Genomic DNA, 14,939 nt, shown 5'->3' on the forward strand with positions numbered 1-14,939 from the left:
CTCCTCTGTGCCGGCACCGGCGAAGCGGCAGCCGTGGTCGATGGTTCTTGGTCGGTCGAAGATGATCAGCGCGCCGCGTCGGCGCCCTGCGGCTCCGCGGTGAGGGACGCGTCGGGAGCGGGCTCGCCGGCCGCGTCGAGGTGGGCGAGGAAGCGCTCGGCGTCGAGGGCTGCGGAGCAGCCCGAACCGGCGGCCGTGATGGCCTGACGGTAGGTGTGGTCGACGAGGTCGCCGCACGCGAAGACGCCGTCGACGTTCGTGTGCGTCGAACGCTCCTGCGCGACGACGTAACCCTCGTCGTCGAGCTCGATCTGCCCGGTGACGAGCTCGTTGCGCGGCAGGTGGCCGATCGCGATGAACAGGCCGGTCGCGGCGAGCTCGCGCTCGTCACCGGTGACGGTGTCGCGCAGCGTCACGCCGGTCAGCTTGTCCTCGCCGTGGATGGCGACGACCTCGCTGTTCCAGGCGAATTCGATCTTGGGGTCGTTCTCGGCGCGCTCGGCCATGATCTTGGAGGCGCGAAGCTCGTCGCGCCGGTGCACCATCGTCACCTTCGCGGCGAAGCGCGTGAGGAACGTGGCCTCCTCGACGGCCGAGTCGCCGCCGCCGACGACGATGATCTCCTGGTTGCGGAAGAACGCGCCGTCGCACGTCGCGCACCACGAGACGCCGTGGCCGGAGAGGCGCTTCTCGTCGGGAAGGCCCAGTTCGCGGTATGCCGAGCCCATCGCGAGTATGACGGCCTTCGCGCGGTGGGTGACGCCCTCGCCGTCGACGACCGTCTTGACGGCACCGGTGAGATCGACGGATGTGACGTCGTCACGCACGAGCTCGGCGCCGAAGCGCTCGGCCTGCGCACGCATGTTCTCCATGAGGTCGGGGCCCATGATGCCGTCCGAGAAACCGGGGAAGTTCTCCACCTCGGTGGTGTTCATCAGGGCGCCACCAGCGGTGACGGAGCCCTCGAACACGAGCGGTTCGAGATTGGCTCGCGCCGCGTAGACGGCGGCGGTGTACCCGGCGGGGCCGGAGCCGATGATGATGAGGTTGCGCACGGCCTGGTCGCTCACGAAAGCTTCCTTCGTTGTCTTGTCACGGGCTGCCCGGGGAAGGTCTCGGCGCTGTCGCGCGCCCGCTGTCACCCTGCACAACGCACTCTAGTCGTGGGACATTCCGAGCGCATGCCGAGGCGTACCGCGGCGTCGAGCCACCGGGCTGGCGAGCAAGTCGATGCGAAACCGTCGACCCCGGCCCTCACGTCGTGACGGACGTCGGCCCCGCCTCGAGGTCGGTGGCCGTGCTGCAGGTGCGCGAGACGACCCAGGCCGTCGACGTGCGGCCCTTCACGGCGACGACGATGACGGCGGGGGTGCCGTCGTAGGTGGCGAAGTCGGCGTAGACGGCGTCGGGCTTCTCGATGACGCCCTTCGCGACGGCCTGCAGGCAGGCCTGCACGCCCTCGCCGGTGGCCAGGGGGCCCAGGGATTGCGCGTTGGCCTGCGCGGGTTCGATCGCAGGCGACTTCGACGTCCGCAGCGCCGCAGCCTGCGTTGCGAGATCCGTCGACGTGTACTTCGTCTGCGTCTGCGTGACACGCACGCGTGAGGCGTAGTTCTCCTCGGCAGGTTCCATCGACGCCCCTGCCGTGGGCTGGGCACTCGGATGGGACTCGTCACGGTTCGTCACGAGGGTCACCGCACCGATGGCGACGGCCGCCGCGGCGCCGAGCGCCAGCGCCGCGCGCCCGAGGGTGCGTCGGCGACGATGGCCGTCCAGGGAGGTGACGGTGGCCCCTGACGGTCTCTGCGACGCCGCCGGAGGATTCATCTGTCCTTCGGAAGCCGGGGCCGCAGGGCGCTGCTGCGTTCCAGGACGCTGCGGCAGCGGCACCGCCGGGGGCATCCTGGGGTGCTCATCGCGCTGGAGATCTTCGGGCGGACGTCGCACGTCCGACAGCCTCTCGTCCGAGGGCACCCCCGCCTCACGGGACGCGCTCGTCAGCGCGTCGCGCACGCGCGTGGCGACGTCGTCGGGCATGCGGGGAGCGTCGCGGGAGGCCTCCGTCCGCAGCAGGGCAGCGATCTGTTGCTGCACCTCGGCCGACGCGACCGGTTGGTCGTCGGCGTGCGCGGACGCCTCCCACTCGTCGCGGAAGTTGCGGGTCATGTCAGGCCTCCTCTCATGAGCGTGGACGGGCGCTTCATTGTGTCTGACGCGCAGGCGGGCACGGTGGTTCCGTGACGTGAGCCACGTCTTCGGGATGACGCCTCGGCGTCATCGATCCGCGAGCATGCCCGCGAGGGCAGTGCGCCCCCGCGCACACCGCGACTTCACGGTGCCCTCGGCGATGCCGAGGTGCGTCGCGGCCTCGGTGACGCTGAGACCCTCCATGTCGACGAGGACGAGGCACAGGCGCTGCCCCTCGGGCAGCTGCGCAAGGGCCTGACGGACGTCGAGGCGGACGTCGGTCTGCGCATGCGCGTCCCGCGTGTCGGCGATGTCGTACTCGGGCCACTCCTGCGTCGGCTTCAGTCGGCGCAGCCGGTCGAGTGCGGAGTTGACGACGACGCGGTGCAGCCATGTCGAGAACTTCGCATCACCGCGGAACGACTCGAGGCGTCTGAACGCGGCGAGGAAACCCTCCTGCACGGCGTCCGCGGCGAGCTCCGGGTCGCGGGTCGTGCGCAGGGCGACCGCCCACATCCTGTCCTTGTAGCGCTCGAACAGCACGCCGAACGCGTCCGGGTCGCCCTCACGATGAGCCTGGACGAGTTCTTCGTCGGTGCTGTCCCGAAGCACTGATCCGTTCACTTCGAGACCGTGACCTCGGCGATCGACGACTCGTAGTACGACTGGCCGGCGGGCTTCGTCTGAGTCGGGATGAAGACAGTGACATAGCGGCCCGACGCGTTCGTCGAGATCGTCTGCTCACTCGTCGCGCTCGAAATCGAGCCGACCTTCGTGCCCGTCTTGCCGGGGGTGTCGCTGACGTAGACGTCGGCGGTCAGCGGCGTGCGCTTGCCGGGCGTCACCTTGATGGTCTTGACGGCTGTCTGCGAACCCAGGTCGATGCTGACGCCACCCATGTCGGGGTCACCGCCCCAGGAGGCGCGACGGTAGCGCAGGCTCATCCACACCGTGTCGGGGTTGCCGTCGATGGCGTTGGCCGCGGCCAGCGAGCCGGATTGGCGCGCTCCTTGCGCGTTCACGAGCGTGGCTGCGGCGGCTTGGACGGGGGTGCCTGCCGGGGCAGCGCTCGAGGCAGAGGACGGCGCACTCGAACCCTTCGGCGACGAGGCGGTCGTGCTGGGCTTCGCGGCGGCGTCCGGCTTGTCAGAGCTGCCGGCGATGCCCTGGAGCCCGAAGATGGCGAGCACGAGCGCACCGAGCACGATGAGGCCGACGAGGACGAGGGCGAGCTTGCTGCTCGCCGGGTCAGGGTCGTCGGTGCCGCCGTTGAACCCCGGTACCGGGGGCTCGAGCTCCTCGAACGACGGGTCGTAGGAGGTGCGGGCGTACGCGGCGTCCTCGTCGTCGAGGTTGAACTGCGTGGTCTCGTCCGCGTCGAATGCGACGGGGCGGCCCACCATCGTCGCGTCAGCGGGGTCGGGTTCGTTGACACGACGCGGGGCGGGCTTGCGCGGAAGAGCCACCGCGGGCTTCGCGCCGGGGTCGGTGGCGTCGTCGCCGCGCACGTCGTCGGTGGAGGACGAACCGTTCTTGGTGCCGCTCTTCTTGACGGTGCTCACGCCGCTGCTCGTCGCACCGGCCTTGCCGGAGGCGCTCTTGTCCGAGCCACCCTTGCTCGAACCTGCCGCTGCGAGGGCCGCAGCACCGACGGCTCCGACGGCCGAGCGCTTGCCTGCACCGTCGCCGGAACCCGCGCGCTCGTCGGCCCGGCGGACGACGAACGTCGACTCGGGCTCGTCAGCGGTGTCGTCATCGGTTTCGACGCTGCGTCGCCCACGACCCGGAGCCGTGATGATCTGCGCCGACCACGGCGCGAGCTGACGCGCGACCTCGCCCGGCGTGCGCGGGCCGTCACCGGTGTTGAGGACCTGGCGGCACATCGCGTCGAGATCACTCGGCACGCCGTCGACGATCTCGGCGGGTGTCGCGATCTGCCCGTCGGCGCGACGCTGCGCGAGTTCGATGCCCTTGAGGCCCTCGATGTCCTGCGGGTCGCCCGGCCACGTGCCCGTCAAGGCCGTGTAGAGCAGATCCACGAGCGCACGCGTGTCGATGGCGGTCGCCTCGGAGCTGGAGACGTCGTCACGCCCGGCGAGAGAGCCACCGACGGCGACCTGGGTGACGGCGATGGAACCGTCGGCGAGGCGTAGGACGTGACGCGGCGTCAGGATGAGGTGGTGCAGGCCGCGCTGACGCGCGGCCTCGAGGGCGCTCGCCGTCTCACCGACGATGCGACGCGCCTCCTCGGGATGCATCGGTTCGAAGCGTGCGAGGTCGGCGAGGCTGTAGGCGCCCGTGTGCGGCTCCTCGACGATGTACGCGAACTCGTCGTCGCGCCCCGCGTCGAGCACGCGCACGAGGCGCGGGTCCTCGACGCCCGCGGCGCGGCGGGCACTGTCGAGCGCCGCGTCGGCGTGCGCCGAACGCGACCCGACGACGGTGATGGCGACGTCACGCCCGAGTTTCTCGTCACGCGCGATCCAGCGTGCGAGACCGGGGGCGTCCGAGATCTCGGACGTCAGCTCGTACCGGTTGCCCAGCACCGTGCCCTTCGTGATGCCCTGCACTCGCACTCCTCGTCGCGTCGGTGAACCACGGCCCGCGCGTCGCTGAGACGCCGGGCTCGGTTCATCCTAAGCAGCCCGCCGGGCAACCACGCGCTACGGCGCACCTTCGGCGCGGCGAGGTCTGGGGGCATCGCCGCGAACGGCCGTGACGATGACGCGTCACGACCGCGAGGGGACGTCAGCCTCGACGCAGACGACGGGTGATCGGGCCGAGCAGGCTGTTGATCTCCTGCACGCGCAGGCGGCTCGCGACGAGGAAGTACACGGCGAGGAACAGCGGGCCGATGATGAGCAGTTCGACGAGGCTCTCGACACGCGTGACGGGCGCGACCTGGTGGATGAGGAAACTGACGAGCAACGTGACGCCGGTGGCGATGATCGCGGCGATCGCCAGACGGACGTAGGTGCGCACCGTCTCCGACAGGTCGACGGCGCCGAAGCGGCGCCTCAGCAGGACGAAACCCACCGCGGCCTGGACGACGTTGGAGATCGTCTGCGCGAGACCGACGCCGACGCCGACCCAGTGGGCGCCGGGGTGACCGAGGATGGTCGTGTCCTGCAGGAAGAACCAGGGCACGGTCAGTCCGACGGCGATCCCCGTGCAGATGATCTGCATCCAGAACGGGGTCTTCGCGTCGTTGTAGGCGTAGAAGACGCGCTGGATGACGAGGCACAGCGAGTAGGGCACGAGGCCGACGAGCATGGCGATGGCCATCGAGCCGATGGCCCACCGGGTGTCCGGATCCGCGCCGAACATGGCCGACACGAGCGGGAAGACGAGCGCGAAACAGCCGAACGTCAGCATGACCGACGCAAGGCCCGACAGACGGATACCTGTCGTCATGTCGTCCTTCACCTTGTCCGTCTCGTTGCGGCCGGCGGCGATGGACATCCGCGTGAACAGCGCGGTGACCAGGCTGACGGTGATGAGGGAGTGCGGGAGGGTGAACAGCAGGAACGCCTGATCCTGCGCTCCCTTTCCGGGTTCACCGTCAGGCTGGGAGTTGAGCAGCCGGGACGTGACGATGAGGCCCAGCTGCTGGACGATGACGGCCGCGAACGCCCAGCCGGCCATCGTCGAAGCGCTGCGCAGACCCACGCCCCGGAACTTGAAGTTCGGGGTGAACGAGTACCCTGCACGCTTGAGCACGGGGACGAGCACCAGGGCCTGAGCGACGATCGCGAGCGTCGCGGGCAACGCGAGGACGAGGATCATCTCCGTGGTCCACCCCGAGTACGGCGGAACCCCGTTCTGACCGTGCGGGTACGCCGCGATGAACCAGACGAGCCCCAGGATGATGACGACGTTCGCCAGCGCGGGGCTCCACATGAACGCCCCGAAGCGTCCGCGCGCGTTGAGCACCTGACCGAGGATCGTGTAGACGCCGTAGAAGAAGATCTGCGGAAGGCAGATGAGCGTGAACGCCGTGGCGACGTGGAGCTTGTCGCCCGTGACGTTCTTGTGGTCGTAGATCTGGTAGACCCACGGGGCGAGGGCCATGCCGATGACGGTGACGCCGAGCAGGATCGTCAGCGTGAGCGTGACGATGCGGTCCGTGTAGGCCTTGCCGCCGTCGGAGTGCTCGAGCGCGCGCGTGATCTGCGGGACGAGAACGGCGTTGATGACACCGCCGGCCAGGAGCAGGTAGATGATGTTGGGCAGGCTGTTGGCCGTCGCCCACGTGTTGGCGATGCCCGTCGTCGAGCCGAGGGCCCAGACCGTCAGCACGGAACGGAGCAGGCCCAGCATGCGTGAGACGAGCGTGCCGGCCGCCATGATGGCGCTGTTGCGCAGAACCCCGCCTGTTCCCGAGGACTTCGCTGCTGCGGTCTGGGGGCCGTCGGCGGGCGTCTCGACGGCGTCGGTCGCCGGGCCTGCGGCCCCCGTCGTCGGGATGGCGGCCGTCCGCGCGCCTCGTGTTTCACGTGAAACACGAGAGGCGCCCGAGCCTCGCTGGGCGCCGGGTCTGCCGGAGACGGCCAAGGCGTCGTCAGCCTCGAGGTTCCAGGCGTCCTCGGCCTCGCGGCGCTCGCGGTAGGCGTCGACCTCGCCGAGGTCGATGACCTGCGTGTGGTCGCTGCTCGCGTGGCTGCGCGTGGACTCGAGGTTGCGCAACCACTGCGCCTCCTGGTCGGCCTCGAACCACGACTCGTAGGCCGAACCGATGCTCGTACCCGCGACGTTCGGCATCGCGATGGTGTGCCGTACCGCCGTCTCGTACATCGCGCCGAGCGATCCGGACGCCGCGCCGTTCGGGCGCGACGGATCAGGTTCGGCGTTCGACATCGGCTACTCCTCCAGCTGGATGTCCCGCGCGAGCTCATCGCGTCGGCGGGTTCCCGCCTTCCTGCCGCGCACGAGGCCGTAGCAGAAGACGAGCAACGCCACGATACCGAGCACCCAGAAGATCCACGTACCCGTCGGGCGCGCGTTGATGCGCAACGGGGACGTGTCAGACGTGTCCGGGCCGAGCGCGACGCCGTTCGCGGCCGTCAGGCTCGCATCGACGTCGACGAGGCTCGCAGCCTGCGCGGCGAGGGGGACGCGCACCGTCGTCTGGCCCTTCGCCTTGATCGTCACGGGCTCCGGTTGCGAGCGGAACTGCACCGCGTACGTGCGTGGCGTGAGCGTCAGACTGACGTCCTTGACGTCGCGTGCCAGGTCGTTCTTCACCGTCACGCTGATCGTGCCCGAGTCGGAGAAGAAGTTGATGCGCGCCGGGACGACGCTGACGTGCTCGGGGATCGTCGACACGGCGGCGGAGGCATGCTGGACGAGCTCGTCGACGTCCGGCGAGGTGCCGCGCCAGCGGGTGCTCGTCAGCTGATCGAGATTGCGGCTCCACGCCGGCACGATGTCGTCACCGTCGACGACCGCGCCCGCCACCTGCGTCAGCGACGCGAGGGTGCGCGATGCGCGTTGCAGGTCGCGTGCATCGAAGGCCTGCGTGCTGGGCCGGGGCCAGACGCCGTCCGAGGCAGGTGCCTCGGTCGACAGCTTGGCCACGGTGCCCGCCGAGCGTCTGCTCGAGACGTCGAGGGCGCTCGTCGTCATCCACGGCGCCGTGTCGATGGCCGACAGCACCTGCGCCAGACGCGACGGCGACGTCGTGCCGAGGCGATCGCCCATGACCATGAGGCTGCGGTCGGCCGACGGAAACTGCTGGTAGAGAGCGAGACCCGCGGCCTGTTCGCGCAACCCGGCCTCGACGTCGCTGTCGGCGCCGTCCGAGCTCAGCGGCGCGCTGAGGGCGCTCGTGTACCCGATCATCGGGATGCCAGACGTGCTGCGCCGCGCCGCCGATGAGGCCGAGATGAAGTCGGAGCCGTCGAGCGTGACGTTGGGCGTGATGATGAGGGGCTTGCCGCCGAGCACCGACGACCACACCTGCGACAACCGGTTCGTCGCCGACACGCTGAGCGGCGCAGCCGGCGCGGCGACCACCGTCGTCGACAGTTCCTTCAACGCCGGCGACAGTGGACGGGCGAGTGCGCGCCGCAGCACGGCGTCGCTGCCCGGGGGCCGATCGTCCGCCGTCAAAGACGACAGATCGGGGTCGCCGTACGGCGTGAACACGACCTGCTGATCGCTCGGACGGTCCTTCAACGTCGCGACGAGGCCGGCCGCGAGTGCCTCGACGGTCGTCGCCGGAGCAGGATCCTGCGAGGACGAGCTGCTCGAAGAGGAACTGCTTGACGACGAGGACGCGTCCCTCGACGAGGTCGACGAGGTCGATGCCCCGCTCGGTGCGGTGTTGCTGGGCGAGGCACTACCGGCGCTCGCCGTCGACGACGCGGAGGACGAGGACGGCGTGCTGCCGGCGGAACCCGTGTCACCGGGCGAGGCCGACGCGGAGCTCGACGAACTGGGCGTCGACGTCGTCGCCCGGTCCGCGGCAGCCTCCGTCGGGAGCGAACCGTCCTGTGCCGCAGCGGGATCGAGCACCGCCGGGTCGATCATCCACGTGACGGGGGCACCCGGGTTCGAGGCGAGGAGACGCTGGATGTCCGAGCCCGGCCCGATGGCCTTGTTCCACGCGTCGAAGCGCTCGCGACCGCTCGCGGTGAACAGCTTCGGGTCGGCCGGAAGCGTGATGGGAATGACGACGGACGTCGACATCGGCGTGAACTTCATCGAATCGGCCTGCGTCGTCACGAAGCTGCGGATCGTCGCGGTGGAGCCGCCTCCGGTGACATCGACCTGCAGCGGCATCGTCGCCATCGAGAAGCTGACGTCGAGCTGGTTCGCCGGGATCGTCACGGTGACGTTGGTGCTCGCGCCCGGTGCAAGCGTCTCGACGTTCGTCGTCGCCGTGACGGGGTTGGTCATCGCGACCTCGCCGGCGCTCCAGCGTGACTGCACCTCCAACGTGTCGAGCGCACGCTTGGCGACGCTGATGCGGGTGGTTGCGTTCGTCAGCGGCGTCGAGCCCGTGTTGCGCACCTGCACGCTGAGCGAGAGCGAGTCACCGCTCTTCAGGGTGGGGGGTGTCGAGCCCGTCAGCGACACAGCGATCGGACCGCTCTGCGCCGAACTCTTCGTCGCGGCGCGCGAGGTGCTCGCGGCATGGGCCGACATGCCGGCCACGGACGATGCGTTCGCCACCGTCGACGCTGCGGCAGTGCTCGTCAAGCATGGCGGGCCGCTTGCCAGGCAGGTGGCGAGCAGGCCCGAGAACGCAGCGAGGTGGGCTCGTCTCGTCATCGACTCAATGACCGGTCAGGCGGGCCCACGCCGTCGCGGCGATGCGGCGTTCGTTGGGGAACGTCAGGTGTTCGTGGGCGCGGTCGAGGCGGAACCACTGCGCGTCGATGGCTTCGTGGTCCGGGTCCTTCTCGATGCTGATCTCGCCTCCGACGGCTTCGAGCAGGTAGTGGTGCACCATCTTGTGGATGCGGTAGCCGGGCACGGAGAACCAGTAGTCGATGACGCCGAGCGTCACGAGGGCGCGGCCCTTGATGCCGGTCTCCTCCTCCACCTCGCGTTCCGCGGTCTGGACGAGCGTCTCACCGGCTTCGATGTGGCCCTTCGGCAGGCACCACTCGACGCGTCCGGCGCGATTGTGGCGCGCGATGAGAGCGAGGTAGGCCTGGTGGTCGCGAACGTCGACGACGACGCCGCCCGCAGAGATCTCCTCGAGCGTCGCAAGGCGCGCAGCCCGGTGCACGCGGTGCGAGGAGACGGTCATTCTCATACCTTAACGAGAGGGTTCGGCGTTTGCGCCCGCGCTCGCCCGCAGGCCCCGGCATGATGCGGAAAACTCGCCGGCGCCCGGTCTTGACGTCCGTCGCGGCCGTTCGTGGGCGGCCTGGGGGTGCCCCGTCAGTGTTGCTCGCGCTCCGGCAACAGACGAGCGATGACGGCGCCGACGAGCGTCGCGACCATGAGCGGGATCAGGGCGCCGGTGCCGGCGCCGAGGGCGCACAACAGCAGCGCGGCGAGGGGCTTGCGCAGGCCAGCGCCGCGAGCGTCACCCATGCGCCGTCGTGGATGAAGGCGGCGATCTCCGGCATCTGCTCGTGTCCGGAGAATCGGGCCTGCGGGAGGAAGGCCGCGAGGAGGGCGACGGCCATCGTGGCGAGCATGGCCTGCACCCATGACGGTGCCGGCACCGCATCGAGCCATCTGCCCAGCAGCGGCTGTCCGGCGTTGAAGAGCGCGGCGATCGCAGCGCCCGCGGCTGCGGGAACGAAGGCCCACAGCATCTGTTCCTGACCGCCGCCGACGGTCGGCAGACCGAGGGCGACGTGCTCACCGCTGGTGGCCTGATGGATGACGACGCAGCCGAGGAAGCCGGCGACGGCCGCGACACCGAGGGCGCACAGGTGAAGCGTGCGCCGCCAGCGCACGGCGACGGGATCCTCGGAGTCGGTGATGAGGGAGTCGAGGGTGTCGAGGTGGTCATCCTTGCGCCGCAGCGGCACGATGATGACACCGCTGAGCCAGATGGTGGCGGCAGATCGTACGGGGCTCTGGGCCCGTGCCAGATGAGGTGCTGCGCACCGTTCATCAGGGTCAGCGCGAGGCCGGCCACCGCCCCGAGACCGCACCGTAGGCGGCAGCGACCGCGCGGATGCGCCGAGCGGGTAGGAACGGCGGCACGTCTGCTGAGGTGCTCATGGGGGGACCGTCGATTCGATGCTGGCGTGGATGCGACCGACGTCGTGCGAGGACGAGGCGATGTTTCACGTGGAACATGGCGACGGGGGGCGACGATCGCCCGCGTTGTTCATCGCAGCGACTCCATTTGAGGAAGCCCGTTGCGAAGAGGCGCTGGCCGCGAGGCGACGGCTACCACTCAGGCGTGGCGGCAGCCATCACGCGGCAGCGCAACGGGGGTGCGGCCGGAGGTGGGCGACTCGATACCCTTGACCAGTGACGCACACCTCCACCTCCACCCAGCAGGACGCCCGGACGGGCACGACCGCGGCGCCTCCGGCGTCGGGGGCGAGGATGCTCGGGACAGCGATCGCGCATCTCGAACCGGTCATGCCGCTGCTGCGGCAGCTCGGTGAGCTGTTCGCCGGGGCCGGGCACGAGATCGCTCTCGTCGGTGGGCCGGTGCGCGACGCCTTCCTCTCCCGCACCTCGCCGGATCTGGACTTCACGACGTCCGCCCGCCCCGATGACACCGAGCGCATCGTCGCCGGATGGGCCGACGCGACGTGGGATCTGGGCCGCGCGTTCGGCACGATCGGGGTGCGCAAGGGTGGCGTCCAGGTCGAGATCACGACCTACCGCGCTGACGCCTACGACCGTGAGACGCGCAAGCCGGTGGTCGAGTTCGGTGACTCGCTCGACGACGATCTCGTCCGCCGCGACTTCACCGTCAACGCGATGGCGCTGCGCCTGCCCGACCTGACGTTCGTCGACCCGTACGGCGGTCTCGCCGACCTGGCTGCAGGTGTGCTGCGCACCCCGACCGACCCGGAGGTCTCGTTCGGCGACGACCCACTGCGCATGATGCGCGCGGCACGTTTCTCGTCGCAGCTCGGGTTCGACGTCGCGCCCGAAGCGTTCAGGGCGATGCGCGAAATGGCCGCGTCGATCGAGATGATCTCGGCCGAGCGCGTGCGGGACGAACTGGTCAAGCTCCTCATGTCACCGACGCCGCGCCGAGGGCTCGAACTGCTCGTCGAGTCGGGCATCGCCGAACACGTGCTGCCCGAACTTCCGGCGCTCGCGCTCGAGATCGACGAGCACCACCGTCACAAGGACGTGTACGAGCACTCACTCATCGTGCTCGAGCAGGCGATGGCGCTCGAGGGACCGCGCGAGGTGCCGGGGGTCGAGGCGCCGACCGAGGTCGAGGGGCCGGATCTCGTGCTGCGCCTCGCGGCTCTGCTGCACGACATCGGCAAGCCCGACACGCGACGTTTCGAGCCGGGTGGCGGCGTGAGCTTCCACCATCACGAACTCGTCGGCGCGAAGATGACGCGCAAGCGGTTGCGCGCGCTGCGTTTCGACAAGGAGACGATCAAGCACGTCTCCCGTCTCGTCGAGCTGCACCTGCGTTTCCACGGCTACGGCAACGGTGAGTGGACCGACTCGGCCGTGCGCCGCTACGTCACGGACGCAGGGCCGTTGCTGCCGCGCCTGCACCTGCTGACGCGAGCGGATTCGACGACGCGCAACAAGCGCAAAGCAGCCCGGCTGCAAGCGACCTACGACGACCTCGAGGCGCGCATCGAGCGCCTCCAGGCCGAAGAGGAGCTGGCCGCCGTGCGGCCCGAGCTCGACGGCAACGAGATCCAGGCCGTCCTCGGCATCAAGCCCGGGCCGGTACTCGGGCGTGCCTACAAGCACCTGCTCGCGGTGCGCCTCGATGAGGGCGTCATCGGCAAGGACGCCGCGAGCGAGCGGCTGCGTGAATGGTGGGCGCAGCAGCCCGAGTCGCAGGGCTGACGGGGGCATTGCGCTGTTCGTGTTGTCATTGCGTCATTCGTGTTCTCGCGGGTGCGCGTCGCGGGCCGATGGCGGGTGCCGTGGACTGCGGCGGGCGTGTTGCCGCCGTCACGGCTGGCGTGCCTGACAAGCTGGTGCCATGACGGCAGTGGACGTGGCGTGGCAGGGCCTCGACGACGAGACGCGTCTTGACGTGGCGTCGATCGACTTCGCCGAGGAAGGCGGGTTCGTCGCGACCGGCCGGCAGTCGACGGAGACGTGGCGCGTGCAGTGGGATCTCGTCGTGGATTCACTCTGGCGCACGAAGTTCGTGACGCTCGACGCCGAGGGCTACGCGCCTGTTTCACCGGAAACAGACGACGTTTCACGTGAAACAGCAGACGAGGGCGGCTGGCGGGAGCCGGTGTGGCAACGCCACCTCAACCTCTGGCGCCGTGACGACGGAGCTCGCTCGCTGTGGCGCTGGGAGGGTGACGGGTCGGGCGACGCGCCCGGTTGGCTGGCCCCGCTCGGCATGGAGGACGGCATGGAACTGCTCCTCAGCGACGCCGTCGACGTTGACCTCGGCGGCTGCCCGGTGACGAACACGATGCCGATCCGTCGTCTCGGGGTCGACGCTGCCGGCGTCGGAGAACGGTCGATCACGACGGCGTGGGTGCGCCTTCCGGATCTCGCCGTCATGCCGTCGCCGCAGGTGTACTCGTCGGGTCCGCAGGCGCTGACGGAGGCGATGACGGTGCTCGACCCGCGTGTGTTCTCGGTCGTGCACTACCGCTCGGCGACGCGCGACGTCAGCGTCGACCTCACCGTCGACGATCATGGTCTCGTGCTCACCTACCCCGATCTCGCCGCGCGCGTCGACGTCCCATGACGAGAACCATGGTCGAACCCCCGGCTCGCGATCCGGTGCATTCTGAGCCGCCGGCCGAGGCCAGCTCCAGCGACCGTCGCACCCGGATGCGCTCCGGGGCCGCGCTTGTGGCCGGGGCGCTGCTCGCCATCGCAGCCGTCACCGCGTTCATCCTGCACAAGCTGGCCGCGCAAGATCCGGACACGTGGCTCATCGATCTGCGCGTCTATCTCCTGGGGGCTCGGCACGCGTTCTCGCCCGACCTCTACGACCAGCAGTACCCCGTCGCGTCGTTGCCGTTCACGTACCCGCCCTTCGGCGCGATGGTGATGGCGCCGCTCGGGCACCTGCCGTTCCCCGTGGCAGCCACGCTCGTGACGGCGACGTCGTGCGCCGCGCTCATGCTCGTCACGCGGCGCGCGCTGTCCGCCGCGTCCCGCCTCGGGCGTCGTGGCCGAGGGATGCGGTGGTGGTTCATCCCGGTCGGCGTGCTGGCGATCGCATTCGAGCCGGTGTGGGCGACGTTCTCGTTCGGGCAGGTCAACCTCATCGTGCTGGCGTTGTGTCTGCTCGATCTGACGGGCCGTCATCGTGCGCGCGGTGTCATGGTCGGTCTGGCTGCGGGGTTGAAGCTGACGCCGCTGTTCTTCGTCGCCTATCTGGTGTTCACGCGGCAGTTCCGGGCTGCGGCGACGGTGTGCGCGACGTTCGCCGCCACCGTCGCGGTGGGGTTCTTGTTCAATCCGCATGGCGCGGCGGTCTTCTGGACGGATGCGGTGCGCGATCCGTCGCGCGTGGGTTCGGCCTTCTTCGCCGGTAATCAGGCCCTCACCGGGGTGCTGCCGCGGTGGGCCGGTGAGCCTCTGCCGCACGCCGTCGTCCTCGTGGCGCAGGCGCTGGCGGGTCTGGCGGCGCTCGTCGCGGCTTCCTACCTCCACCGTCGCGGTCGTGAACTCGAGTCGGTGATCGCCGCGTCGTTCGGGATGCTCGCGATGTCGCCGATCTCGTGGAGCCATCACTGGGTCTGGGCGTGGCCGGCCGCTCTGGTGCTCGTGGCGGCGCTCGCCCGTCAGCTCCGGGGTGCGCGCGGGGGAAATGGCGAGCATGCGGCCGATGACGTAGACCATGGCGACGCGCGGGGCATCGGTGCCGCCGAGCGGGCGCCCGGCTGGGCCGTCGCCACGGGTGCGCTCCTCATGGTGTGGCTGTTCGTCTTCGTCTCGCGCTCGACGTGGTGGCCACCTCACTACGAGGACGCCGAGTTGTCGTGGAGCCTCGTCCAGAAGGTCTTGGGCAACACGTACGTCGTTGCCGGAGCGCTGTGGATCGTGTGGGCGCTCCTCGACGCCCGTGGGTGCCGGCGAGAGCGTGACGCCGCACCTTTCGCCCCACGAGGTGGCGAGTAACTCACAGGTAGGCGCGCAGT

Annotated in this window: 11 protein-coding genes; 3 read left to right on the forward strand and 8 right to left on the reverse strand. The window is 69.8% G+C overall.

Annotated elements, in window-relative coordinates; genetic code table 11:
• Nucleotides 1–65: 65 nt before the first annotated feature.
• The 8 genes from trxB to ABH936_RS02605 all read right to left on the reverse strand — a co-directional run bounded on the left by trxB (nt 66) and on the right by ABH936_RS02605 (nt 10,682).
• Nucleotides 66–1,070 carry a thioredoxin-disulfide reductase gene (trxB, locus tag ABH936_RS02570; RefSeq protein WP_038566252.1) on the reverse strand — a complete coding sequence of 335 codons (1,005 nt, stop codon included), beginning with the start codon at nt 1,068–1,070 and terminating at the stop codon, nt 66–68.
• A gap of 184 nt (nt 1,071–1,254) precedes the next feature.
• Complete coding sequence (locus ABH936_RS02575) at nt 1,255–2,166, reverse strand: hypothetical protein (protein ID WP_038566250.1); 912 nt, start codon at nt 2,164–2,166, stop codon at nt 1,255–1,257.
• A 108-nt stretch (nt 2,167–2,274) separates the two neighbouring features.
• On the reverse strand, nt 2,275–2,811 hold the full coding sequence (sigM, locus tag ABH936_RS02580; protein WP_235181973.1) for an RNA polymerase sigma factor SigM: 537 nt from the start codon (nt 2,809–2,811) through the stop codon (nt 2,275–2,277).
• Nucleotides 2,808–4,757 carry a protein kinase family protein gene (locus ABH936_RS02585; RefSeq protein ID WP_038566244.1) on the reverse strand — a complete coding sequence of 650 codons (1,950 nt, stop codon included), beginning with the start codon at nt 4,755–4,757 and terminating at the stop codon, nt 2,808–2,810. Before ABH936_RS02585 ends, sigM begins: the two co-directional genes overlap by 4 nt.
• A 178-nt stretch (nt 4,758–4,935) precedes the next feature.
• On the reverse strand, nt 4,936–7,044 hold the full coding sequence (gene murJ / locus ABH936_RS02590) for a murein biosynthesis integral membrane protein MurJ (protein WP_051805419.1): 2,109 nt from the start codon (nt 7,042–7,044) through the stop codon (nt 4,936–4,938).
• 3 nt (nt 7,045–7,047) lie between these two features.
• The gene (locus tag ABH936_RS02595; protein WP_150112680.1) at nt 7,048–9,462 is read right to left on the reverse strand and encodes a DUF6049 family protein; all 2,415 of its coding nucleotides are present in this window, start codon (nt 9,460–9,462) and stop codon (nt 7,048–7,050) included.
• Between the two features lie 4 nt (nt 9,463–9,466).
• A complete protein-coding gene (locus tag ABH936_RS02600) occupies nt 9,467–9,946 on the reverse strand; it encodes an NUDIX hydrolase (RefSeq protein ID WP_006944822.1) in 480 nt (159 codons plus the stop codon).
• A gap of 205 nt (nt 9,947–10,151) precedes the next feature.
• Nucleotides 10,152–10,682, reverse strand: coding sequence for a hypothetical protein (locus ABH936_RS02605; protein WP_038566238.1), 531 nt, complete (start codon nt 10,680–10,682; stop codon nt 10,152–10,154).
• 529 nt (nt 10,683–11,211) lie between these two features.
• Here ABH936_RS02605 and ABH936_RS02610 point away from each other — a divergent pair.
• From ABH936_RS02610 to ABH936_RS02620, 3 genes are all read left to right on the forward strand, one after another.
• Nucleotides 11,212–12,663, forward strand: a complete 1,452-nt coding sequence (locus ABH936_RS02610) for a CCA tRNA nucleotidyltransferase (protein WP_038566235.1) — start codon at nt 11,212–11,214, stop codon at nt 12,661–12,663.
• 139 nt (nt 12,664–12,802) lie between these two features.
• Complete coding sequence (locus ABH936_RS02615) at nt 12,803–13,534, forward strand: putative glycolipid-binding domain-containing protein (RefSeq protein WP_081873517.1); 732 nt, start codon at nt 12,803–12,805, stop codon at nt 13,532–13,534.
• A gap of 8 nt (nt 13,535–13,542) precedes the next feature.
• The gene (locus ABH936_RS02620) at nt 13,543–14,919 is read left to right on the forward strand and encodes a glycosyltransferase 87 family protein (protein WP_051805415.1); all 1,377 of its coding nucleotides are present in this window, start codon (nt 13,543–13,545) and stop codon (nt 14,917–14,919) included.
• Nucleotides 14,920–14,939 lie beyond the last annotated feature (20 nt).

This window comes from Dermacoccus sp. GAS27A (assembly GCF_044909235.1).
Lineage (GTDB): Bacteria > Actinomycetota > Actinomycetes > Actinomycetales > Dermatophilaceae > Dermacoccus > Dermacoccus nishinomiyaensis.

Excerpts from the sequence above, each read along its gene's own strand:
- ABH936_RS02575 (WP_038566250.1), bottom strand. The coding sequence starts at position 2,166 with ATGACCCGCAACTTCCGCGACGAGTGGGAGGCGTCCGCGCACGCCGAC.
- murJ (WP_051805419.1), bottom strand. The coding sequence starts at position 7,044 with ATGTCGAACGCCGAACCTGATCCGTCGCGCCCGAACGGCGCGGCGTCC.
- ABH936_RS02595 (WP_150112680.1), bottom strand. The coding sequence starts at position 9,462 with ATGACGAGACGAGCCCACCTCGCTGCGTTCTCGGGCCTGCTCGCCACC.
- ABH936_RS02600 (WP_006944822.1), bottom strand. The coding sequence starts at position 9,946 with ATGACCGTCTCCTCGCACCGCGTGCACCGGGCTGCGCGCCTTGCGACG.
- ABH936_RS02610 (WP_038566235.1), top strand. The coding sequence starts at position 11,212 with ATGCTCGGGACAGCGATCGCGCATCTCGAACCGGTCATGCCGCTGCTG.
- ABH936_RS02615 (WP_081873517.1), top strand. The coding sequence starts at position 12,803 with ATGACGGCAGTGGACGTGGCGTGGCAGGGCCTCGACGACGAGACGCGT.
- ABH936_RS02620 (WP_051805415.1), top strand. The coding sequence starts at position 13,543 with ATGGTCGAACCCCCGGCTCGCGATCCGGTGCATTCTGAGCCGCCGGCC.